The 20,526-nt window shown below is 68.7% G+C and carries 23 protein-coding genes; 15 read left to right on the forward strand and 8 right to left on the reverse strand.

All coding sequences use genetic code 11. The annotated features are described in order from the left end of the window. Nucleotides 1–22: 22 nt before the first annotated feature. From SACGLDRAFT_RS00525 to SACGLDRAFT_RS00550, 6 genes are all read left to right on the forward strand, one after another. Entirely contained in the window at nucleotides 23–865 is an 843-nt protein-coding gene (locus SACGLDRAFT_RS00525; RefSeq protein ID WP_005460839.1) for a S49 family peptidase, read from the forward strand. An 83-nt stretch (nucleotides 866–948) separates the two neighbouring features. After that, nucleotides 949–1,776, forward strand: coding sequence for a LytR/AlgR family response regulator transcription factor (locus SACGLDRAFT_RS00530; RefSeq protein ID WP_005460841.1), 828 nt, complete (start codon nucleotides 949–951; stop codon nucleotides 1,774–1,776). 6 nt (nucleotides 1,777–1,782) lie between these two features. Continuing rightward, nucleotides 1,783–2,283: a hypothetical protein gene (locus tag SACGLDRAFT_RS00535; RefSeq protein WP_005460843.1), complete on the forward strand. Its 501-nt coding sequence runs from the start codon at nucleotides 1,783–1,785 to the stop codon at nucleotides 2,281–2,283. Between the two features lie 33 nt (nucleotides 2,284–2,316). Continuing rightward, complete coding sequence (locus tag SACGLDRAFT_RS00540) at nucleotides 2,317–4,074, forward strand: sodium/solute symporter (protein ID WP_005460844.1); 1,758 nt, start codon at nucleotides 2,317–2,319, stop codon at nucleotides 4,072–4,074. A gap of 43 nt (nucleotides 4,075–4,117) precedes the next feature. Beyond that, nucleotides 4,118–4,474, forward strand: coding sequence for a rhodanese-like domain-containing protein (locus SACGLDRAFT_RS00545; RefSeq protein ID WP_005460846.1), 357 nt, complete (start codon nucleotides 4,118–4,120; stop codon nucleotides 4,472–4,474). Nucleotides 4,475–4,562: 88 nt separating this feature from the next. Next, entirely contained in the window at nucleotides 4,563–5,447 is an 885-nt protein-coding gene (locus SACGLDRAFT_RS00550) for a DUF4328 domain-containing protein (RefSeq protein ID WP_040919459.1), read from the forward strand. Nucleotides 5,448–5,456: 9 nt separating this feature from the next. Here SACGLDRAFT_RS00550 and SACGLDRAFT_RS00555 read toward each other — a convergent pair whose 3' ends face one another. Together SACGLDRAFT_RS00555 and SACGLDRAFT_RS00560 are read right to left on the reverse strand one after the other, a co-directional pair. Continuing rightward, nucleotides 5,457–6,623, reverse strand: coding sequence for a cytochrome P450 (locus SACGLDRAFT_RS00555; protein ID WP_005460851.1), 1,167 nt, complete (start codon nucleotides 6,621–6,623; stop codon nucleotides 5,457–5,459). Between the two features lie 31 nt (nucleotides 6,624–6,654). Continuing rightward, on the reverse strand, nucleotides 6,655–7,242 hold the full coding sequence (locus tag SACGLDRAFT_RS00560; RefSeq protein WP_005460852.1) for a GNAT family N-acetyltransferase: 588 nt from the start codon (nucleotides 7,240–7,242) through the stop codon (nucleotides 6,655–6,657). 24 nt (nucleotides 7,243–7,266) lie between these two features. Here SACGLDRAFT_RS00560 and cutA point away from each other — a divergent pair, with 24 nt between their 5' ends. The 5 genes from cutA (at nucleotide 7,267) to SACGLDRAFT_RS00585 (ending at nucleotide 10,464) form a co-directional block, all read left to right on the forward strand. Next, the gene (gene cutA / locus SACGLDRAFT_RS00565; RefSeq protein WP_040918327.1) at nucleotides 7,267–7,593 is read left to right on the forward strand and encodes a divalent-cation tolerance protein CutA; all 327 of its coding nucleotides are present in this window, start codon (nucleotides 7,267–7,269) and stop codon (nucleotides 7,591–7,593) included. A gap of 106 nt (nucleotides 7,594–7,699) precedes the next feature. Then, on the forward strand, nucleotides 7,700–8,578 hold the full coding sequence (locus SACGLDRAFT_RS00570; protein ID WP_005460854.1) for a DUF5926 family protein: 879 nt from the start codon (nucleotides 7,700–7,702) through the stop codon (nucleotides 8,576–8,578). A gap of 14 nt (nucleotides 8,579–8,592) precedes the next feature. Further along, entirely contained in the window at nucleotides 8,593–8,946 is a 354-nt protein-coding gene (locus SACGLDRAFT_RS00575; protein WP_005460857.1) for a DUF952 domain-containing protein, read from the forward strand. Between the two features lie 97 nt (nucleotides 8,947–9,043). After that, a complete protein-coding gene (locus SACGLDRAFT_RS00580) occupies nucleotides 9,044–9,628 on the forward strand; it encodes a SigE family RNA polymerase sigma factor (RefSeq protein ID WP_005460858.1) in 585 nt (194 codons plus the stop codon). Beyond that, the gene (locus SACGLDRAFT_RS00585) at nucleotides 9,625–10,464 is read left to right on the forward strand and encodes a hypothetical protein (RefSeq protein WP_005460860.1); all 840 of its coding nucleotides are present in this window, start codon (nucleotides 9,625–9,627) and stop codon (nucleotides 10,462–10,464) included. The genes SACGLDRAFT_RS00580 and SACGLDRAFT_RS00585 overlap by 4 nt, the downstream gene beginning before the upstream one ends. Before the next feature lie 86 nt (nucleotides 10,465–10,550). Here the strand turns inward: SACGLDRAFT_RS00585 and SACGLDRAFT_RS00590 are convergent, their stop codons facing one another. From SACGLDRAFT_RS00590 to SACGLDRAFT_RS00605, 4 genes are all read right to left on the reverse strand, one after another. After that, complete coding sequence (locus tag SACGLDRAFT_RS00590; protein ID WP_005460861.1) at nucleotides 10,551–11,099, reverse strand: ferritin; 549 nt, start codon at nucleotides 11,097–11,099, stop codon at nucleotides 10,551–10,553. 131 nt (nucleotides 11,100–11,230) lie between these two features. Continuing rightward, nucleotides 11,231–12,484: an arginine deiminase gene (arcA, locus tag SACGLDRAFT_RS00595; protein ID WP_005460862.1), complete on the reverse strand. Its 1,254-nt coding sequence runs from the start codon at nucleotides 12,482–12,484 to the stop codon at nucleotides 11,231–11,233. Between the two features lie 147 nt (nucleotides 12,485–12,631). Further along, nucleotides 12,632–12,823 (reverse strand): hypothetical protein, encoded by a 192-nt coding sequence (locus SACGLDRAFT_RS00600; protein ID WP_005460863.1) that lies wholly within the window; start codon nucleotides 12,821–12,823, stop codon nucleotides 12,632–12,634. 78 nt (nucleotides 12,824–12,901) lie between these two features. Then, nucleotides 12,902–13,714, reverse strand: coding sequence for a CPBP family intramembrane glutamic endopeptidase (locus SACGLDRAFT_RS00605; protein ID WP_005460864.1), 813 nt, complete (start codon nucleotides 13,712–13,714; stop codon nucleotides 12,902–12,904). Between the two features lie 150 nt (nucleotides 13,715–13,864). On the opposite strand from SACGLDRAFT_RS00605, the gene SACGLDRAFT_RS00610 reads away from it, so the two are divergent. Then, nucleotides 13,865–15,568 (forward strand): BCCT family transporter, encoded by a 1,704-nt coding sequence (locus SACGLDRAFT_RS00610; protein WP_005460866.1) that lies wholly within the window; start codon nucleotides 13,865–13,867, stop codon nucleotides 15,566–15,568. Nucleotides 15,569–15,631: 63 nt separating this feature from the next. Here the strand turns inward: SACGLDRAFT_RS00610 and SACGLDRAFT_RS00615 are convergent, their stop codons facing one another. Next, the gene (locus SACGLDRAFT_RS00615) at nucleotides 15,632–16,447 is read right to left on the reverse strand and encodes a DUF2470 domain-containing protein (RefSeq protein WP_005460867.1); all 816 of its coding nucleotides are present in this window, start codon (nucleotides 16,445–16,447) and stop codon (nucleotides 15,632–15,634) included. A gap of 144 nt (nucleotides 16,448–16,591) precedes the next feature. On the opposite strand from SACGLDRAFT_RS00615, the gene SACGLDRAFT_RS00620 reads away from it, so the two are divergent. After that, a complete protein-coding gene (locus tag SACGLDRAFT_RS00620) occupies nucleotides 16,592–17,446 on the forward strand; it encodes a hypothetical protein (RefSeq protein ID WP_005460868.1) in 855 nt (284 codons plus the stop codon). Further along, the gene (locus tag SACGLDRAFT_RS00625; RefSeq protein WP_005460869.1) at nucleotides 17,443–18,075 is read left to right on the forward strand and encodes an IclR family transcriptional regulator; all 633 of its coding nucleotides are present in this window, start codon (nucleotides 17,443–17,445) and stop codon (nucleotides 18,073–18,075) included. The genes SACGLDRAFT_RS00620 and SACGLDRAFT_RS00625 overlap by 4 nt, the downstream gene beginning before the upstream one ends. Nucleotides 18,076–18,102: 27 nt before the next feature. On the opposite strand, the gene SACGLDRAFT_RS00630 is transcribed toward SACGLDRAFT_RS00625, so the two are convergent. Beyond that, nucleotides 18,103–18,705: a TMEM165/GDT1 family protein gene (locus SACGLDRAFT_RS00630; RefSeq protein WP_005460871.1), complete on the reverse strand. Its 603-nt coding sequence runs from the start codon at nucleotides 18,703–18,705 to the stop codon at nucleotides 18,103–18,105. A 247-nt stretch (nucleotides 18,706–18,952) separates the two neighbouring features. Here SACGLDRAFT_RS00630 and SACGLDRAFT_RS00635 point away from each other — a divergent pair, with 247 nt between their 5' ends. Further along, nucleotides 18,953–20,446 carry a cytochrome ubiquinol oxidase subunit I gene (locus SACGLDRAFT_RS00635; RefSeq protein ID WP_005460873.1) on the forward strand — a complete coding sequence of 498 codons (1,494 nt, stop codon included), beginning with the start codon at nucleotides 18,953–18,955 and terminating at the stop codon, nucleotides 20,444–20,446. Nucleotides 20,447–20,526: the final 80 nt, after the last annotated feature.

The following is a 20,526-nucleotide window of genomic DNA, read 5'->3' on the forward strand; positions in this document are numbered from 1 at the left end:
CCGCATCAGTACGCTGGACTTCATGAGCCGCAAGGACACCCTGGTCTCCCGCATTCCCAAGCTCGGCGAACGGGTCGAGCGCAAGGACGTCGTCTCCGTCGTCAAGCTCCACGGCGTGATCACGCCGCAGGCCTCTCCGCTGGCCGCGCGAGGGGTCATCAACCTCTCCTCGGTGGAGTCGGCGTTGAAGCGGGCGTTCGCCCCCGAGCGGCTGAAGGCCGTCGCGTTGCAGATCAACTCGCCGGGAGGGGCGCCGACACAGTCGGGGCTCGTGGCCGAACGCATTCGGAAGCTGGCCGACACCAGGGGCGTGCCGGTGATCGCGTTCGCGGAGGACGTGGCGGCGTCCGGCGGGTACTGGTTGGCGTGCGCGGCCGACGAGATCTACGCCCACCGGACCTCGATGGTGGGTTCCATCGGCGTGCTCACGGGGTCGTTCGGCTTCGCTGGGCTGCTCGAACGCTTCGGCATCGAGCGCAGGCTCTACACGGCGGGGGAGAACAAGGCGCGGCTCGACCCGTTCAGCCCGGAGAAGCCCGAGGACGTGGCGTGGCTGCGCAAGTTGCACGCCCAGCTCCACGACATGTTCGTGGAGTGGGTGAGGCAACGGCGCGGCGACCGGCTCAGCGAGTCGGAGGATTTGTTCTCCGGTGACATGTGGTTGGGAGCCAAGGCGCTGGAGCTCGGTCTGGTCGACGGTCTCGGCAACCTTCGTGAGGTGATCGAGGAGCGTTATCCCGGAGCCGAGATCACGGTGGCCGAGCCGAAGAAGCCGCTGCTCGCCAGGCTGGGGATGAGCTCCCCCGCCGCCGCGGTGCTGGAGGCGGTACAGCACCGAGCGATGTGGTCCCGCTTCGGTCTGTGATCGAAGCCCTCTACTCTGAGGGGAGCGGGTGGCGTTCGATTCGCCCGGCAGCGTAGTGGACATCGACCCTTGCAAGCGGCAGGATGCGTTTCACTGTGAGTGCTCCCCACGACACACCGAAGCTGCTCGTCTTGGCCGTTGACGACGAGCCCCCCGGTCTTGCCCAGTTGAAGCACTGTCTCGAAGCGAACGCGCACGTCGGCCGGGTGCTCCCCGCCGTCGACGCGTCCGAGGCGCTCCGACTACTCGGTTCGGACGACGAGTACATCCGCGCGCGTAAGCAGCGTGGACTGCCGCCGGTGGACGCGGTGTTCGCCGACATCAACATGCCCGGTCTTTCCGGCATGGAGATGTCACGCGTGTTCGCCTCGTTGAACCCGGCCCCCGTGCTGGTGTTCGTCACCGGGCATTCCGAGGAGGCGGTGGAGGCGTTCGACCTCGGCGCGGTCGACTACGTGCTCAAGCCGGCGCGGCAGGAACGCATCGACAAGGCGGTGTCACGGGTCGTCGAGAAGATCGAGGCCGCTTCGGGACGCCGCAGGCCGTCGGACTCCGACCGCGGTCGGGACGACGAGGTGATCCCGGTCGAGCTCGCGGGTACCACGAAGCTCATCCCGCGCTCGTCGGTGCGCTGGGTGGAGGCGCAGGGTGACTACGCCAGGCTGTTCACCACCGAGGGCAGCCACCTGGTGCGCATCCCGCTGGCCCAGTTGGAGGAACGGTGGGCCAAGGCCGGCTTCGTGCGTATCCACCGGTCGTTCCTCGTGTCGCTGCCGCTCATCACCGAACTGCGCATGGGCCAGGGCGGCTACCAGGTCGTGATCGGCAACGAGGAGAAGGTTCTGCCGGTCAGTCGCAGGCACACGCGAGCGCTCAAGGACAAGCTGGTCGGCTCCTCCCGGTTGGGATAGCCATCCATGACGGGCGACGACGTCTACCGCAGCATCCGCGGCATCCGGGAGCCGGACCCGACGCTGGGGAAGAAACCTCGGCCGTCGGAGATCGTGCGGCCCACCGTGTCGTTGTCGTCGGGACCGCAGTCCGCGGAGGGAAACGCCAAGCCCCGCAGGAAGCGGGTCGTGCTCGCCGAGCCTCGGCGGATGTCGAGTGCGTCGATGCGGGCACGGGTGGAACTCGCCGAGCAGACGAGCTGGGGAAAGCTGCTGGTCAAGGACCTCGTCAGGGCTCAGATGCGGGCCGGGCTGTCGCTGTTCGGTCTCGTCGTGGTGGTGCTGGCCGCGTTGCCGGTGCTGTTCCACTTCGTGCCGGAGCTCGCGACGTGGCGGGTGATCGGGATACCCGTATCGTGGATCTTGCTGGCCATCCTGCCCTTTCCACTGCTTTTGGGCGTCGGCCTGTGGTACAACCGGCTGGCGGAGCGACATGAGCGGGACTTCGTCGCGATGATCGAAAACTGACGCCGTCGGCACGAGGTAGCGAGGGAACAGTCCGTGCAGCTGAACCCATGGGCCCTCGCCAGCGTCGCGCTGGTCATGGTCGCGACCTCCTATCTCGGCCGCCGAACGTCGCAGTCGGCCAGGGAGACCGACGACTTCCTGGTGGCCCGGCGCATGGTGCGATCGCGGCGGAACGCGTCGGCGATCTCCGGCGAGTACCTCTGCGTCGCGTCCTTTCTCGGCGTCGCGGGAATGGTTCTGAAAGACGGCGCCGACGCGTTGTGGTACCCCATCGGATTCACCGTCGGCTTCCTCGCGCTCTGCATCTTCGTGGCGGCGCCGCTGCGCCGGTCGGGCGCGTACACGATTCCGGACTTCGTGGAGGCCCGGCTCGGCTCCGCGGGACTGCGCCGGTTGTCGACGGGCTTCGTGGCGATCCTGGCGCTGATCTACCTGGTACCGCAGTTGCAGGGCGTCGGCCTCGCCTTGAGCGCGATCATGCCCGAGCCCTGGGTCCTGTGGGCCGTGGTGATCGTGGTCGTTCTGGCCGCGGCCAACGTGGTGACGGGTGGGCTGCGTTCGGCCACGTTGGTGCAGGCGTTCCAGCACTGGATCAAACTGTTCGCGCTGGCCATCCCGGCGTTCGTGCTGTGTTCCGTGTTCCTGGGCAGCGGGGGCATGGGCTCCGCGGGCGGCCTCGGGGACGAGGCGCCGCCCGAGTTTACCGAGGAGACCACGGTGACCGTGGGCGTCGACACCGTCCTGCGGGTCGAGGAACCCACGCTGGTGCACGAACTGGACGCGGAGCCGCCGGGACCGCGGATGTGGGTTCCGGGCATCGACTACTCGGTTCGGGAGGGCGACCGGCTGCTGTTCCCCGCCTCCTCGTCGGTTCCCACGGTGCGTGACACCGAGGGGGACAACGCGAGTTGGCTCCGGCCCTCCGGGGACGCCGACGAGGTGTGGTGGACGTACTCGGTGCTCGTGGCGACGTTCTTCGGCACGATGGGGCTGCCGCACGTGCTGGCCCGCTTCTACACGAACCCCGACGGCAGGGCCGCTCGCCGCACCACGGTGCAGGTGTTGTTGCTGCTCGGACTGTTCTATCTCTTCCCCGTGCTGTTGGGCGTGCTGTCGCGGTTGTACGTGCCGGAGCTGCTCGTGACGGGGGCGTCCGACGCCGCCGTGCTGCTGGTGCCGACGGCCATGCTGCCGGGTGTGGTCGGGCAGCTCGTCGTCGCGGTGCTGGCGGCGGGTGTGTTCGCCGCGTTCGTGTCGACGTCGTCGGGGTTGCTGGTCAGCGCGGCCGGGATGGTTGCCACCGACCTGATGTGGAACAAGCGCAGGGACTTCGTCGTCGCGGTGGTGGTGATCTCGGGTGCGGCCCTCGGGATCGCGGTGGCGCTGCCGTTCGACGACCTCATCCACACGGTGGGGCTGGCGTTCGCGCTCGCGGCGTCGACGTTCTGCCCGCTGCTCCTGCTGGGTATCTGGTGGCGACGGTTGACCTGGGTCGGCGCGGTGGTGGGGATGCTCGTCGGCGGAGCCGGGGTGCTCACCGCCGTCGGTTTCCACATCGCGAGCCGGGTGAACGGGGAGAGCGTGCCGTGGTTCGTCTCGCAACCGGCGCTGCTGACGGTACCGGTCGCGCTGCTCACCACCGTGATCGCGAGTTTGGCGACCGCTCGCCGCATTCCCGAGGACGTCGACGTGGTGATGCTCCAGCTGCACGCGCCCGACCGACTGGGGTTCATGCGGGACCCGAGCGGCGCCGGCACGACGCACGTGAGTGGCCGCCCTCGCAGGCCGTGAAGGTTCACGGGCATCGCACGACGGTACGTGCGACGATGGGCCCGTGAACCACTCCGGTGATGTACCCACGGTCTCGGTCGAGGAGCTTCCCTCCGGGGAGGACTACGTGTTGCTTGACGTGAGGGAACCCGACGAGTGGGCGGCCGGGCACGCTCCCTCCGCCGTTCACATCCCGTTGGGCGATCTGCCTTCGCGCGCGGGCGAGTTGAGCGAACTCGCCGACGACCGTCCCGTTCACGTCATCTGCCGTACCGGTGGCCGGTCGGCGCGAGCCGTGGCCTGGTTGAACGCCGCGGGCGTCGTCGACGCCGTGAACGTCGCGGGTGGCATGAAGACGTGGCAGGCCCTGGGAAGGCCCCTGGTCTCCGACCACGCCGACACGTCTCCCGAGGTGCTGTGAGGACGGCGAGGGCGGTCGGGTGAATCGGGCGGCGTCCGGTTGGGAGTCCGCTCCGGGACACCGGGGCGGGCGGGGTGCGCATGTCTCGGTGAGATGGGTCGCGTTGGTGCCCGAGGGCGCGAGGGCCGGGCGAGGTGACGGCCGACGGCGACGCGGTCCGTATCTCGGCCCGCCCTCCTACGACGTCATGCCCCGCTGGGGGTTTCCCCACGTGGTGTGGCGGTGGCCGACGGCGGTGCAGGGTACGAGCGCTGCCACGCCGGTGCCGTCGCAGCGACTGTTGCTCATCGCCCGTAACGCGGTGGCCGTGCTGTGGACGTTGGCGGCACTCGCGACGGTGGCCGCGGGCGCGGAGATCTGGCGCTACGTCCTGCTCGTGCTGAGCCGAGATCGCGCGTTGTCCCCCGCCGTCGTGGGGGCCTCGGACGCGCTGGTGCTGACGTTCTCCCTGCTGACGTTCGTGATGACGGTGTTCGCGTTCGCCGCGGCCGCGTGGTGGCTGCTCGTGGCCCGGAAGGCGGCGGCGGACGAGTCCGGACAGCGTCCGCCCCGGCAGACGTGGCAGGTGCTCTTCGGGCTGCTCGTGCCCGGCCCGAACCTGGCGATGGCCGGTTCGATCCTCGCCGAACTCGAACACGCCGCCATCCGCAGGCCCGCCAACCGCCGACCGACGCCGTCGCGGCTGGTGCTGGCGTGGTGGGTGGCGTGGGTCGCGAACGCGTTGTTGCTGACCCTCACGGTGGTGTGGCGCGCTCGGGACGGTGTGCAGGCGCAGGTCGACGCCGTGCTGCTCACCGCGTTCACCGACCTTTCGGCCGTGCTGCTGGCCGTGCTCACGGTGTTGGTCGTCCGCCGGTTCACCAAGCTGCTCGCGCCGATGGACGAGCAGCTCGTCCGTCCGCTGCGCGTGCTGCGTGTGGAGAACGCGCCGGAGCCGCCGAGGCGGCCCCGGCCGAGGACGGCGGCGCGCTGACCCGCACCGTCACCTGGTCACGGGCAGTGTGCTGAAGCCACGGATCACGAACTCTCCACGCCGGGTGGGCTCCTCGGCCTCCCGTAGGTCGGGCAGTCGCCGAGCCAGCGCGCCGAGTGCCGCCGCGATCTCGATTCGCGCCAGCGGGGCTCCCAGGCAGTAGTGCACCCCACCGCCGAACCCGAGATGCGGGTTGGGTGTGCGACCGATGTCGAGGGTGTCGGGGTTCTCGAAGACCTCGGGGTCCCTGGCCGCCGCCCCGAGCAACGCGGCGATCTTCTCGCCCTCGGCGACGCGGTACCCGGCGATCTCGACGTCGGTGGTGGCGGTGCGTTCGAAGAGCTGCAGCGGCGAGTCGTAACGGATCAGCTCCTCGGTGGCGGTGGGAGCGAGCGAGGGATCGGCCACCAGCCGGTCCCACTGGTCCCGGTGGGTCAGCAACGCGTGGACGCCGTTGCCGATCACGTTGACCGTGGCCTCGTGTCCCGCCATGAGCAGCAGTACCGCCGTGGCCACGACCTCGTCCCCGGTGAGGTCGCTCGCGATGAGGTGGCTCAGCAGGTCGTCGCCGGGGTGAGCGGCTCGCTCGGCCGCCAGCGCGCGGAGGTAGTCGGCGAACTCGGTGGCCGCCGCCTCGGCCTGCCGACGCCGGGGTTCGGGCAACCCGTACTCGTACATCTTCACGATGGCGTTGCTCCAGCCGACCAGCATCGGGCCGTCGGCGGTGGGAACGCCCAGCAGTTCGGCGATCACGGCGACGGGCAGGGGCTGGGCGAGGTGCTCCAGGAGATCGGCGCGGCCGTCGGCGGCGATGTGCTCGGCCAGGTCCGCCACCATGCGATCGGCCAGGGTCTCCACCGAGGGACGCAGGCGCTCCACGTGTCCCCGCGCGAAGGCGGAGGACACCAGGCGACGCAGTCGTGTGTGGGCCGGCGGTTCGTTCTCCAACAGCGAGTTGCGGTGGAGCATGTTGAACGACGCGAACTGTTCCGCGGGCGTGGCGTCCCGCCAGATCCGGCCGAGCCTGCGATCTCGCAGCACGGCCGAGGCGGAGGCGTGGGACACCGCGACGGCGAGGCCGAGTCCGTCGTGGCGGTGGACGGCGCCACGGGAACGGAGCTCGGCGAATACGGGATAGGGATCGGCGAGGAACTGCGGGTCACGAGGGTCGAACACCGGGAGAGCGTAAACCGGGGAAAAGCCCCGGTCACGTCTCGCGAGCGGTCCGCCACTCCGGGGCCAGCATGGAGAACAGCACCGAGTCGCGCCAGGCGCCGTTCGTGTGCACGTGGTCGCGCAGCACTCCCTCGCGGGTGAACCCCAGGTTCTTCACGAGCGCCATGCCGGCGCGGTTGTCGGGGCCGACCGCGGCGGTCACCCGATGCAGCCCCAGCGTCGTGAACGCGAAGTCCAGCACCGTGCGTACCGCGTCCCCCGCGTAGCCGCGGCCCTGGTGGTCGTAGGCGACGGCGTAGACGAGCCTGCCCGAGTACTCGTTGGTCCGATGAAGCCTGGTGAAGCCGACGGCCTTGTCGCGGTCGGCCGGAGTCTCGGGTTCGAGGGGCGTGATGGCGAGGTAGTACTCGCTGCGGGGACGTTCCCGTGCCCGCTCGACGATCATGCGGAGGAGTTCGTGCGCCTGCTCGTCGGTGCGGGTGTTGAACGAGAGGAAGTGGGTGACGCGGTCGTCCCCCACGATTCCCCGCACGCCGTCGAGGTCGTCGAGGGTGAACTCGCGCAGCCGGACCACGCGGCCGCTCAGTGCGACCGGTCCTTCGTCGTGCCGAGTCGTCACCTTCTCCAGGCTAGCCTGACGAGCATGGTCTCGGAACATCTTGTCGTGTCCACGACGACGGATTCGGAATCGGCCGCGCGGGAACTCGCTGCGGGAGCCGTCGAGGCGAGGCTGGGGGCCTGCGCGCAGGTGGTCGGTCCGATCACCAGCGTGTACCGCTGGGAGGGGCGGGTGAACACCGACCCCGAGTGGCGGGTGGAGATCAAGACGGCCGCCGACCGGGTCGACGAACTGGTGGCCTACCTCAAGAGGCACCACACCTACGACGTTCCGGAGGTCATCGCGACCCCGATCGTCACGGGGAGCGCCGAGTACCTGTCGTGGGTGGTGGAGGAGACCCGGTCCGCCTGATCGAAAGCCCGGTGACCGTCGGCCGCGCGAGACGGCCCCGTCACGCTTAGTCTGAACGCGGGTCGAGTAGCGTCAAGCTAACCGAACACGCAGGAGGGCGGCAACCGTGGGCAAGGGCGCACGTAGGAAGGGGCCGGGCAAGGCCGGCAAGCGGAAGGTTCGCGACGTCTTCGTGGCGCGTCCGTTCGAGGGGCTCGCGGCGGAACCGGAGCTCATCGCCCTACGCGAGTTCGTGCCGTCCGCCACCGCGTCGCTTCCCCTGAAGGACGCGGGCGACCGCACGGTGACACTCGCGTCCGTCCTGCCGGTGGCCGCCGCCGCGATGGTGCGGGGAGAAAGCGGCGAGATCCTCATCGGTATGCAGGTGCAGACCCGGTCGTCGGACATCAGCCGCGACCTCGGGCGCGCGCTGCGGTGGGCGCTGGAGGCCGAGCCGGGACAGGTGTTGTCGGTGCCCGACACCACCAGCGAACCGCAGCCGGGGGAGCGGTTGCAGGATCTGATCGACCCGAGTGCCGAGCTGGACGTCGAACTGCACTCCGACTTCAACTGGTGGCTCGCCGACGGCGTGCAGGCCACCGGTGAGGTCGCGATGTCGCTCGAACGCGCCAACGCCGCGATCATGCCCACCGAGCGGGTGCGTCCGGGCGCGTACTGGACGCTGGCCGGCGACAAGGCACATCTGCGTTGGGTGTGGCCCACCGACGAGAACAGGCTGCTCCAGGCCATGGCCCGGCTGTCGGCCGCGGGGGAGTTGTCCCTCGGCGAGGGCTCGCGTTACGCGGGTTCCTTCCGGGCGCACGGTCTGCTGGTTCCGGTGTGGGACCTCGACCCCGAGGCACACGCCAGGGAATGGAGCGAACCGGCCGAGCAGCTCGGCGCGCGCTTGGAGGCCGCGCTCAAGTCGTTGGACGACGAGCCGCTGAACGCCGCCGAACGGCGAGCCAGGGACGGTTTGATCGGGCGTCAGCTCACCCTCCGCTGACTACACTCCGTCGGGTGATCTTGCACTTCTGTCCCGCCCGCGACTGGGAGGCCGTGCCCGACGGTGGTTCGTACCGGGCCGCGTCGCTCGACGAGGTGGGTTTCATCCACTGTTCGGAGCGTGGCACCGTGCACCTGCCCGCCAACGCGGTGGCGGCGGGCCGGACCGATCTCGTCCTGCTGGGAATCGAGGAGGATCGGCTCGATACGCCCGTCCGGTGGGAGCCGGGAGACCCGGCCGAGCCGGAAGGCGCGTGGTTCCCCCACGTCTACGGGCCGATCCCCACGTCGGCAGTGGTATCGGTGGCTCCCTATCGTCCCGGCCCGGACGGGCGGTTCCGGCCTCCGTCCATGACGCCGGGCGGGTGACGGAGCCGACTCCGGGCAACCTGTCGACTCCTTCGCGCGTGACCACCGCGGCCGGAATGCCGAGGCGCACACACGTTCGCGTGAGGGAGGGATTACGGTGACTGCGTTCGTACCCGCTGCGCCCGCGCCCCCTCACGACGGCGGGTGGGCGACCATCGTCGGCCACAGGAAGGACTTGGTCGTGTCTGGCGACCTCACGGACTTCTCCGAGTTCGTGCAGGCCAGCCTGCCCTCGCTGCTGCGTTACGGGCATGCGTTGACGGGAAACCCGCACGATGCCGCCGATCTCGTGCAATCGGTCCTGGAGAAGGTCGGTTCGCGGTGGAACTCGGTGCTGCGCAAGACGGGCGACCCCATGGCCTACGTCCGTAGGGCGATGACGAACGCCCACATCAGTCGGTGGCGCCGGTTCCGGCGCGAGCGCCTCGTGGCCGAGGTGCCCGACTCCGGCGCGGTGGTGCATTCCGACCCGTTCGAGCACGAACCACTGTGGCAGGCGCTGCGAGAACTGCCGCCCCGACAGCGAGCGGTCATCGTGCTGCGGTACTACGAGGGCCTCAGCGAGGCGGAGATCGCCGCTTCGCTCGGAATCAGTCCGGGCACGGTGAAGAGCCAGGCGAGCAAGGCACTCACCACGCTGCGAGGCAAATTGCGCCGTGACGAGGGGAGGGAAGTGGCGTGAACACCTCCGACCCGGACTTCGACGACCTCGACGCCCGGTTGCGGGCGTTGTTCGCCGACTCTCGGCTCGACGTGACACTCGACGAGCGCGCCGGGGAACGGATCGTCGCGGGCGCGCGTCGCTTGCGCCGACGCAGGGCGGTGCTCGCGAGTGGCGGTACCACGCTCGGGATCGTGGCGGTGGCGGCGGCCGTCGTGGTCCTGGGGGCTCGTACGGCGGGGCAGGACGGCGAGACCCCCGTCGCGGCCTCACCCGCCGGGCCCCCGCCCGCCTCCGCGTCCGTGCTGTCGACGAGCGAATCGCCGGAGCCGCCCGAACTCCCGTCACCGGACGGCTCTCGGGAACCCGAGGCCGCGCCCTCCCCGCCGGACCTTCCCTCGAGCTCGTATCCGGGTGCCATGACGGCGATGAGCCCGCCGGTCCAGACCGGCTCGGTCCTGGCGGCCGACGCCGTCCTCGCTCCCGACGGCTACCGGGCGTTGAAGTTGGGCATGCCGTACCACGAGGCCGTGGCGACGAACATGCTCATGACCTCGGACGAGACCTCGCCGCCCTCGCCGTGCGCCGACTACGAGCTGGCGGAAGGCGACGAGTTGGTGCGAACGGTGACGATCTCCCGCCAGTACGGGGTCGTCGGTTTCGCCGCCAACAGCGCCGTCACCCCCGAGGGAGCGGGGGTCGGGACACCGTTCGACCAACTGAGGAGCCTGTATCCGAACGGCAGCCTGACCGAGGCGGCGTACACGGTGGCCACCGGTGCGGGCTTCTATGAGTTCCGGGTCCCCGACGGAGTCGTGGTGGAAGTCGCGTTGAAGGCCCGCGCGTCCGACTGCTGAAGCATCGGCCGCGGCCTCGGCCTCGGCCTCGGCCTCCCTTTCTCGGCGCCGAGGCGTGGGTGGGTCGTGCCGCGTCCGCTGGAGGGTCACAGCTTTCCACCGGCGACCGGAGGCATCGTCGGGTCGTTCTCGTCGCCCACCGATTCGCGGGCGAGGAACTGCTCGACACTGAACACGTCGCCCTTGGCCATGTCCACCACGTTGAGCAGTCGGCGCATGGAGGAGATCTCCTCGACCTGTTCCTTGAGGAACCACTGCACGAACTGCTCGCCCGTGTAGTCCTCCTCGTCGCGGGCCGCCTTCGCGAGTTGCTTGAAATCGTTCTCCACGCCGATTTCCTGATCGAGTGCGAGGGCGATCGGTTCCCGGATGTCGGAGAAATCGTTGCGCACTCGCGGGACCTCCGGGATCTCGACGTGGTGGTCGGTGTCGAGGAGGTACTGCACCAGCGCCATGGCGTGATTGCGTTCCTCCAGCGACTGCCGGTAGAAGTGCGCCGCCAGTCGGGGAAGATCGGAACCGTCGAACCACACTGCCGTCGCGAGGTACTGCTGGGAGGCGTGGAATTCGTTCCGGATCTGCGCCTGGAGCAGCTCGTAGAACCTCGACTGAGGGGTTTTCTTGAAGCTTGCCATGCCTCCACCATACGTGGAGAAAGCATTTCTCATCCACTTGGAATTGGTGATCTCGGTCCCATTTGGGTACAATTTATAAGATAAGCTTTCGCTTAATTAATTGAGCCTTCGCTTATTGTGAAAAGGCTTGCCTAACCGCTCGCCGAGACCGTTTCGCGCGCGATGGGGCAGGACATGCATCGCGGTCCGCCGCGGCCGGACCCCAGTTCGGAGCCCGCGATCCGAACGACCTCGATGCCGGCGTCCTCCAGGCGTTCGTTGGTCTCCGTGTTGCGCTCGTAGCCGATGACGACTCCGGGGGCGAGCGCGAGCGTGTTGTTGCCGTCGTCCCACTGCTCCCGCTCGGCCGTCACCGGGTCGAGGCCCGTGTCGATGACGTGCAACCGGTCGATGCCCATCGCCTCGGCTGCCGCCTCCAGGAACGGGGCGGGGCCGTGCACCCGCACGCCCTTCTCCTCGTCGGGGGTGAGCGTGTAGGCGATGAGGGAGTCCCTCGCCAGCGGATACATCACCACCGAGTCCGGTCCCACCATCGTGCAGACCGTGTCGAGGTGCATCGTGGCGCGGTCCTGGGCGATCGGCACGGCCAGCACCGTGTGCGCGAGATCGTCGGCGAACACGGAGCGCGCCAGCGACTCGGCGCCCGCCGGCGTGGTGCGCTCACCCACGCCCACGGCCAGCACACCGGGGGCGAGCACCAACACGTCGCCGCCCTCGACCGGGGCCGAGTGCGCGCCGTAGGCGCGAACCGCTCCCCGGAAACGCGGGTGGTAGGCGTAGATGAGATCCAGCAGGGCCGTCTCCCGCTTTCGGGCGGGCATCGCCAACGACGCGATGGCGACACGGTCGCCGATCCACACCGACGAGTCGCGCGTGAACAGCAGGTTCGGCAGCGGGTCGACCGCGAAGTCGTGCGCGTGGTGCATCCGGCGTACCAGCGAACCGCCCTCCGAGGTGGGCAGCTCCTCGAACGTCATGCCCGCCATGAGCACCTCGGCGAGCTCGGCGGGTGTCGCGCTCGACAGGTGTGACCGCAGCACGTCCGCGAGTTCGGCCCCCAGCCTCCTGTCGTCGACCGCGGCGTGGACCCCCGCCGCGTGAGCCCTCGGGTCCTCCAGTGCGGTCCGCAGCACGTCGGCGAGGAGCAGCACCTCCACGCCTCGGCTGCGTAGCACGGTGGCGAAGGCGTCGTGCTCCTCCTGGGCGCGGTCCACCCACGGGATGGAGTCGAACAGCAGTTGGTCGTTGTTGCGTGGGGTGAGCCGTCGGAGCTCGTTGCCGGGGCGGTGCAGCAGCACCGTCCGCAGCGGTCCCACTTCGCTGTCCACTCGGGTGGGGAGGCGCTCGGAAAGACTGCTGGAGCTGGAGGAAGTCGATTCGGTCACAGGGGCGAGATTAGTGACCGGGGCGCTCCCGCGCGGGATACGAAACGACACGGCGCGGCGTGGTAGCGCCTTCGGAACGAAAGGCTCTTTCGCCGCAACGAACAGGGCGCCCCGAGCGTGATTCGTTGCGTATCCCGGCGCACGGCGTCATTGGTGGGTGGCGGGCGTCCGCTCGGTGGAGCCGGTGGTGGACCCCACCGGTGTGTTGGTGTCCGGCACCGTGGTGAAGATCCAGTTGTGGACGCCGCCTCCCATGATCTCGGCGTACCGCTCCGCGGCGTCGCGGTGGGTGAAGCGGATCTGCTGACAGGTCACCCGGTGAGTGATCTCGCAAGCCATCGTCCCCTCCTGACCTGGCCGTGCCGGCGATTCGGCCGACCCGACGATTAGAACACGTGTTCGATTCGAAGGCAACTTTCACGGAAGCCAGTCGACGTGGTCGCGCAGTGCCGCGTAGCCGACGAAGGCCACCACGTCCAGTAGCAGATGCGCCACGACGAGTGGCCACAGACGGTTCGTTCGTTGCCACACCCTGCCGTAGACGAGTCCCATCACCACATTGCCGAGGAACCCGCCGAGCCCCTGGTAGAGGTGGTACGAACCGCGCAGCACTGCGGAGATCAGCAGGGAGGTGTTCTCGGAAAGGCCGAGTTGCCGCAGGCGCGTGAGCAGGTAGCCCACCACGAGCACTTCTTCGGCGAACGCGTTGCCGAACGCGGAGAGGGTCAGCGCGAAGGGACGCCACCATGCGTCATCCAAAGTGGATGGTTGTACGGCGAGGTTGAACCCGAGTTTCCATGCCACGAAGTAGAATGCCAGCCCCGGAATCCCGATTCCCGCCGCCAGTGCCGCGGCCCACGCCGTGTCCCTGCCGGGTCTCGTGAGGTCGAGACCGATGCGGGACAGTCGAATTCCCGCCCGCCACAACAGAAAGAGCCCGAGCGCTCCCCAGCCGACGAGTTGCACGACGCCGAGCAACTGCTTGAGCAGATCGATGAGGCCGAGTTCCGCTCGGGAGACGTTGATGGCGACCTGTTGCTGCGCAAGGGGTTCCGGACGGAACAAAGCGTCCAACAGGGATAACAGACTGCGCACACCGGAAAGACCCAGCGTGACCGAGAAAACGAGCACGAGTTCCACCACGAGCGTGCGTCGCTCGCGCGGGTCGGTGACGCGCTCGGGGAACACCGGGGGCTGCGGGAAGATCCAGTCGCGTGCTCGAAAGGCCACTGTGGCACGTTACATTAACTTGAATCTGTGCTGGTCAACGGCACGATCCGACGCCTCCGGGGCGCCTTTCTACATCATTTCGGGTTCATTCACCGCTGGAGACCACTAGGGTCTTACGGTCCGAAAAATCCCAAGAAGGAGGCAAGCCTCGTGACGGCGACGTCCGAAACTGAGGCCCAAGCGCCCTCGGGTTCGCGGCGGCCGTGGTACGCCACGGTGGCGCCGCGGGTCTTCTGGCCTTCGGCAGTGATCATCCTGGCCTTCGTGATCGTCACGGTCCTCGTTCCCGACACGATGACCGAGGTGATCGGCGACATCCAGGAGACGGTCATCGGGACGTTCAGCTGGTACTACATGCTGATCGTCTCGCTGTTCGTGGTCTTCTCGTTGTGGATCGGGTTGAGTCACTACGGTGACATCAAGCTGGGACCCGACGAGGAGGAACCCGAGTTCGGTCTGAAGTCGTGGTTCGCCATGCTCTTCGCGGCGGGCATGGGTATCGGCCTGGTGTTCTGGGGTGTGGCCGAGCCGCTGAACCACTACGCGGGCATCCCCAATCGCGCCACGGGGATCACGCAGGACGAGGAAGGCGCGCAGGGTGCCATCGTGCAGACGTTCCTGCACTGGGGACTGCACCCGTGGGCGATCTACGTGGTGGTGGGTGTGGCCATCGCGTACGCCATCCACCGCAAAAAGCGCCCCGTGTCCATCCGTTACGCGCTGGAGTCGCTCATCGGCAAGCGGGTCCACGGTTGGCTCGGTGACGTCATCGACATCGCCGCCATCGTCGGCACGCTGTTCGGTGTCGCGACCTCGCTCGGCCTCGGCGTCATCCAGATCGGTGCCGGGCTCGACTTCCTCGACGTGGTGTCCGATCCGGGCAACCTGACCTACGTGGTGCTGATCGGTGCGATCACGGCGCTGGCGATCTTCTCGGTGGTCACCGGTGTCAAGCGCGGCATCAAGTGGCTGTCCAACATCAACATGGGACTGGCCGCCGCGCTGCTGCTCGTCGTCCTGGTACTCGGCCCCACGCTGTTCATCTTCAAGGACCTGGTGCAGTCGATCGGTGACTATCTGCAGAACCTGCTGCAGATGAGCTTCAACACCACGGCCTACGAAGGTGCCGACGGCAACGAGTGGCAGGGCTGGTGGACGACGTTCTACTGGGGTTGGTGGATCTCCTGGGCGCCCTTCGTCGGCGTGTTCATCGCCCGCATCTCGCGCGGTCGTACGGTGCGTGAGTTCGTTGCCGGGGTGCTGCTGGTGCCCACGGCGGTCACGATGCTGTGGTTCACCGTGTTCGGCGGTACCGCGCTGTACCGGGAGCTTTTCGGTGAAGGCGGACTCGTGGGCACCGACGAGACCGGCGCCGCCACCGTCGACACCGAGGCCTCGCTGTTCGGCATGCTCGACGGGCTGCCCGCCGGGACGTTGCTGTCGGTGGGCGCGCTGATCCTCATCGTGCTGTTCTTCGTCACGTCGTCGGACTCCGGCTCGCTGGTCGTGGACATGCTGGCCTCCGGCGGTGACCCGGAACCGCCGAGGTGGAGCCGGGTGTTCTGGGGTCTGCTGGAAGGCGCGGTCGCCGTGGCGCTGCTGCTGGCGGGTGGTTTGAGCGCGCTGCAGACGGTGGCGATCCTCATCGCGTTGCCGTTCAGCATCGTGATGCTCGGCATGTGCGTGGCGATCTGGCGGGACTTCAGGGCCGAACGCAAGGCGATGCTGCGCGCTCAGCGCAAGCTGCAACGCGAACAGCTCACCGAGCACGTCACCAACACCCTGATCGACGACGGCCTCGTCGAGCCGAACGGCAAGGGTGGAAAGGGCGGCGAGAAGGTCCCGGTGTCCTGATTCGTCGTTCCCCTCGGGCTTGCGGCGCCTCCCGGCACGTGCCGGGAGGCGCCGCAGCCGTTCTCAGGCCTCGTCGTCCTGCTTGTGAGCCCCGGAGACGTGGTGGAGGAAGGGGCAGCCGACGAGCTTGCGCAGCTCGACGGCGAGCTGCGGCGGGTTCTCCACGGAACGGGAGAACGCCAGTCGCACGTCGTGGTCGTCGTCGGAGGTCTCCACGCGCAGGCGGATACCGCAGCGGTCGAGCCCCAGCGGCCGTACCCGGCTTTCCCGCAGTTCGGGCGGCAGCAGCCGCGCCAACCTGGCGACGACGTCGACGTGGTCGTGCTCCAGGTGCCGCAGCCACCGGCCCTCGTAGTCGTACAAGGGGTCGGGCATCGCGGCGTCGAAGGTGACCGGTGACAGCGAGTGAGTGCCCTCGCTGTCGGCCACGACCACCGAGACGGGGGTGAGCCGCAGCAGCGACAGGCCGTGCCCCACGTCGAGCAGGTGGGGATCGGGGTCGGCGGAGGCATCGGCGATGGCCACCGCCCGTGCGCGGGCGGAGCGGTCGTCGAGGCCGCGCAGCCAGCCGGTGAGCCACAGTAACCCTCGCACGGGCTGGCGTAGGGCGACCGGAGCTTCGTCGGTGACCTCCAGGGTGACGGCGAGTTCCGCGGTCGCGTCTCCGTGCAGCCCCGAGGCGAGCGGATCGTCGGTGGGCAGCACGACGCTGACGTCGTCTCCCGCGTGCAGGTGCCAGAGCACGGGCGAGGTCGGCTCGGACCGCGCGTCGTGGCCGATGGCGGGAAGCAGGTGCGCGGGGCCGCCGCGCACGGCGATGGTCTTGGCCCGCTCGGCGGGACGGGGAGTCGGGGGCCTGCGGGGCGCTGGTTCGCTCACAGCTCACCTCCTGTTAGGTAAGGCTAACCTTTGGATCTTGGGAGGGGAACGTGGCGTTGGGCACCCGCCTCCGAAATCGTCCGTAATACGGACAGTTTTGTCCGTATTACGTTCGCTACTAGCGTGGGGGACGTGACAAGCGCTGTGGAACTCCCGCCCCCAGGCCCACGTGGAATCCCACCCCTGCTCGCCCGGCTTGTCGACGATTCGGCGCTCTTCCCTCCCAGCGAGTCGACGATGGCCGACGCGCTGGCCGGTTACCTGGAACACAGGTCGGGGGAGCACGCCGGGGTGCAGGGGGTCTTTCTCTGCCCGGCCTCCCGGCTACCCGAGATGATCACAGAGCTGATCAAGATCAGGCCGAAGGAACCGCTGCCCCTGTCCTTGATCATCGACACCGGGCTCGGCGGAGTACCCAAGGCCATCTCCATCGTCGAGTCGCGTGAGGAACTGTTGTCCCTGCGCATGGTCGAGATGCCCGCGCCCTCGGACGTCGACGAGGTGTGGTTGGAGAGGGTCTCGGAGTTCGTCCCCGAGGACGTCCACCGCGTCGTCGAGCCCCGCAGGGGAGTGGGCTGGCTGGACGGTGTCCGCAACGTCATCGAGCACGGGAGCTGGCCGAAGATCCGCTGCGGTGGGGTCTCCAAGGAGAACTTCCCGAGCGTGGACGAGGTGGCCGACTTCCTCGCCGTGGTCAGCAGCGCACCCGGCGCGGCGTTTAAGGCCACCAACAGCCTCCACCGGGCCGTGCGGCACACCGACCCCGAGACGGGCTTCGAGCATCACGGATTCCTCAACCTGTTGGTCGCCGTGGCCCGCAGCCTGTCGGGCGGCAACGTGCGCGAGGCGTTGGAGAGCACCGACGGGGAGGCGCTGGCCGGCGAGGTGTCGGGGCTCGGCGACGAGGCGGCCAAGGCCGTGCGCTCGGTGTTCTCCTGCTACGCCTCGGCGACGTTCGACGAGTCGATCGCGGACCTGAAGGGGCTGGGCCTGCTGTGACGCGCGAGAGCTCGCTGACGCTGGATCGCGGGCTCGCACTGTTGCAGGCCGTGGCGGACGCCGCCGGAGCGTCCGCCACGGTGACCGATCTCGCCAAGGCCGTCGGCATGAGCAGGGCGGCCGTCTACCGCCTGCTGGTGCCGCTCACCGAACGAGGGCTCGTGTGGCGGGAGGGCAGCCGGGTCCGCCTCGGCGCGGGAGTGTTGCGCCTGGCCGAGCAGATGCTGCCGCAACTCCGGGCGTCGGCGCGTCCGATCCTGCGCGCGCTCGCCGACGACGTCGGCGCGACCGCCCACCTGTCGGTGGCCGAGGGCGACCAGGTGCACGTCGTGGCGGTGGCGGAGCCGACACTGACGACGTTCCACGTGGCGTACCGCCTGGGCAGCAGACATCCCGTGTCGCGGGGTGCCGTCGGAAAGGCGCTGAGCCTGCGCCCGAAGGGCCGGGGCTGGGCGGCCGCGGTGGGGGATCCGCAGCCGGGCGTCTACGGGGTCGCCGCCCCGGTGCGGGGCATCGTCGGGATCAGGGCAGCCCTGGGGGTGGTGTCGCTGGTGGCGCTGGACAACGCCACGGTCGGGGCGCAGCTCGTCGAGGCCGCGAGCGCGCTGGCCGACGCGTTGCGTGACTAGTCGGCCGAAGTCCGAACCGACGGGCGGTCAGCCCAGGAGCGCGCTGCCGAAGGCGAGTACCGACAGACCCGCGAAGACGAAGCCCGCGATGCGCTGCAGCAGCCGGGGCCGCAGCTTCGTCCGGATCTTGCGCCCCAGCAGCACGGCGAGCCCGGCGACGGCGACGAGGGCGGCGAAGGAGCCGAGGCCGACGGCCACCGGCTGTGCCGAGCGGGCGACGAGCCCGGCGGTCGCGAGCTGGGAGGCGTCGCCCCACTCCGCGGCGAAGAGCACGCCGAACGAGGTCAGCGCCGCGCGCCGGAACGTCACCGGCGTCGCGCTGCTTCGGGCCGCGTCGTGGGAGCCATCGTCGGCGGGGCGGTAGCCCTCCCGCAGCAACATGGCCGCCCCGACCCCGAACAGCACGCCGACCACCACGGAGACGAGTTGATCGGGCAGGAAGGTCAGGACGCTGCCGAAACCGACGGCGATCAGGGCCTGCACGGCGAACGCGGCCGTCACCCCGACGAGAACGGCTTTTCCGGGGAAGCGAGTGGTGAGGACCAGCGTCGCCACGAACGTCTTGTCGGGAAGCTCCACGGCCATGACCAGCGCGAAAGCGGTCACGAAAGCAATGAGAGCGGCAGACACGGCAGTTCCTCACCTCTTTCTTCTTCAACGATAAAGGGGGAACTGTGGAAATGCCTAGCCGGTCGATTCGGCGAATTGTTTTTTAAGGTGTGCTGAGAAATTTTCGACGGCGTGCCTGACAAATTTTTTCGGCATGCCGTAACCTTGGGAGTGACGGCGGCCACGAAATGGTCGGGACCTTGGTCCCGACCTTTCCGGGACCACGGGACCTGACGAGAAAGCCCAGGAAGAGGGCAGAGTCGATCTCGTGGAAGTTCTCGACCTCGCACGCTGGCAGTTCGGTATCACGACCGTCTACCACTTCCTTATGGTGCCGCTCACCATAGGGCTGTCCATTCTTGTCGCGGGTATGCAGACGGCGTGGGTGCGAACTGGTGACGAGCGTTACTACCGGATGACCAGGTTCTGGGGGAAGCTCCTGCTCGTCAACTTCGCCATGGGCGTGGTGACGGGCATCGTCCAGGAATTCCAGTTCGGCATGAACTGGAGCGAGTACTCGCGGTTCGTCGGCGACGTGTTCGGGGCGCCCCTGGCGATGGAGGGCCTGGTCGCGTTCTTCGTGGAGTCGACGTTCCTGGGCCTGTGGATCTTCGGGTGGGACCGGTTGCCCAAACGGGTGCACCTGGCGTGTGCCTGGGCGTTCTCGCTGGCCACGGTCGCGTCGGCCTACTTCATCCTGGCCGCCAACTCCTGGATGCAGCACCCCGTGGGCGCCGAGTTCGTGGACGGCAGGCCCACGATGACCTCGATCTGGGCGGTGCTGACGAACTCGACCGCGCTCGCCGCCATCCCGCACACGATCGCCGGGGCCTTCGCCGTCGCCGCGGCCTTCCTCGTGGGCATCGCGTGCTGGCACCTGTGGCGCAAGCGGCACACCGACGACCCCGACCGTCCCGTCTGGCGTTCGTCGGTGAAGCTCGGTGCCTGGACCGGCGCGGTGGCGTTCGCGGCGCTCGCGATCACGGGCGACGTCCAGGGCAAGTTGATGTTCGAACAGCAGCCGATGAAGATGGCCGCCGCCGAGGCCCTGTGCCACACCGAGCAGCCGGCCAGCTTCTCGGTCATCGCCGTCGGTGACGTGTCCGACGCCGACTGCGAGAGCGTGAAGACTTTCAACGTGCCGGCCCTGCTGTCGTTCCTGGCCCACGGTGACTTCACCACCGAGGTGAAGGGCATCGAGCAGTTGGTCGACGAGTACGAGGAGCGCTACGGCACGCACTACCCGGACGACCCGGCGCTGGGGGAGCTCGCGGGTAAGCCCGTCGACTACGTGCCGAGTCTGCCGGTGACGTACTGGGGCTTCCGCATCATGATCGGTTTCGGTGCGTTGAGTGCCGCGATCGGCATGGCGGCGCTGTGGCTGACGCGGGGCGGTCGCATCCCGGAGTCGCGGTGGTTCCCACGGGCGGCGTTGGCCGGGATCGTGTTGCCGTTCATCGCCAACAGCGCGGGCTGGATCTTCACGGAGATGGGCAGGCAGCCGTTCGTCGTGGTGCCCAACCCGACGGGCGTGGACGGCGTGTGGATGTACACCGCCATGGCCGTGTCGGACCTGACCGTCGGTGAGGTGTGGACCTCCCTGATCGCGCTCACCTCGATCTACGCGGTGCTCGCCGTCGTGGAGGTGTTCCTGATCGTGCGCTACGTGCGGGGCGGCGTCGAGGCGGCCCTGCCTCCGGGCGACGGACGCGGTCCGGACGACAAGCGGGGTTCGGACGATGCGTTGGCCTTCGCGTACTGAGGTGGGGAGAGCGGTGACGCGTCTTCAAGATCAAGTTTTCCACGGGCATCTACCTGCGGTTTGTGGACAACTTCGGGAGT

The sequence above is a fragment of the Saccharomonospora glauca K62 genome (assembly GCF_000243395.2).
Taxonomy (GTDB): domain Bacteria; phylum Actinomycetota; class Actinomycetes; order Mycobacteriales; family Pseudonocardiaceae; genus Saccharomonospora; species Saccharomonospora glauca.

Bases quoted from the DNA above. Each gene is read 5' to 3' on its own strand.
- SACGLDRAFT_RS00525 (WP_005460839.1), top strand. From the start codon at position 23: ATGAGCCGCAAGGACACCCTGGTCTCCCGCATTCCCAAGCTCGGCGAA.
- SACGLDRAFT_RS00530 (WP_005460841.1), top strand. From the start codon at position 949: ATGCGTTTCACTGTGAGTGCTCCCCACGACACACCGAAGCTGCTCGTC.
- SACGLDRAFT_RS00535 (WP_005460843.1), top strand. From the start codon at position 1,783: ATGACGGGCGACGACGTCTACCGCAGCATCCGCGGCATCCGGGAGCCG.
- cutA (WP_040918327.1), top strand. From the start codon at position 7,267: ATGGTCTCGGAACATCTTGTCGTGTCCACGACGACGGATTCGGAATCG.
- SACGLDRAFT_RS00590 (WP_005460861.1), bottom strand. From the start codon at position 11,099: ATGGCAAGCTTCAAGAAAACCCCTCAGTCGAGGTTCTACGAGCTGCTC.
- SACGLDRAFT_RS00600 (WP_005460863.1), bottom strand. From the start codon at position 12,823: ATGGCTTGCGAGATCACTCACCGGGTGACCTGTCAGCAGATCCGCTTC.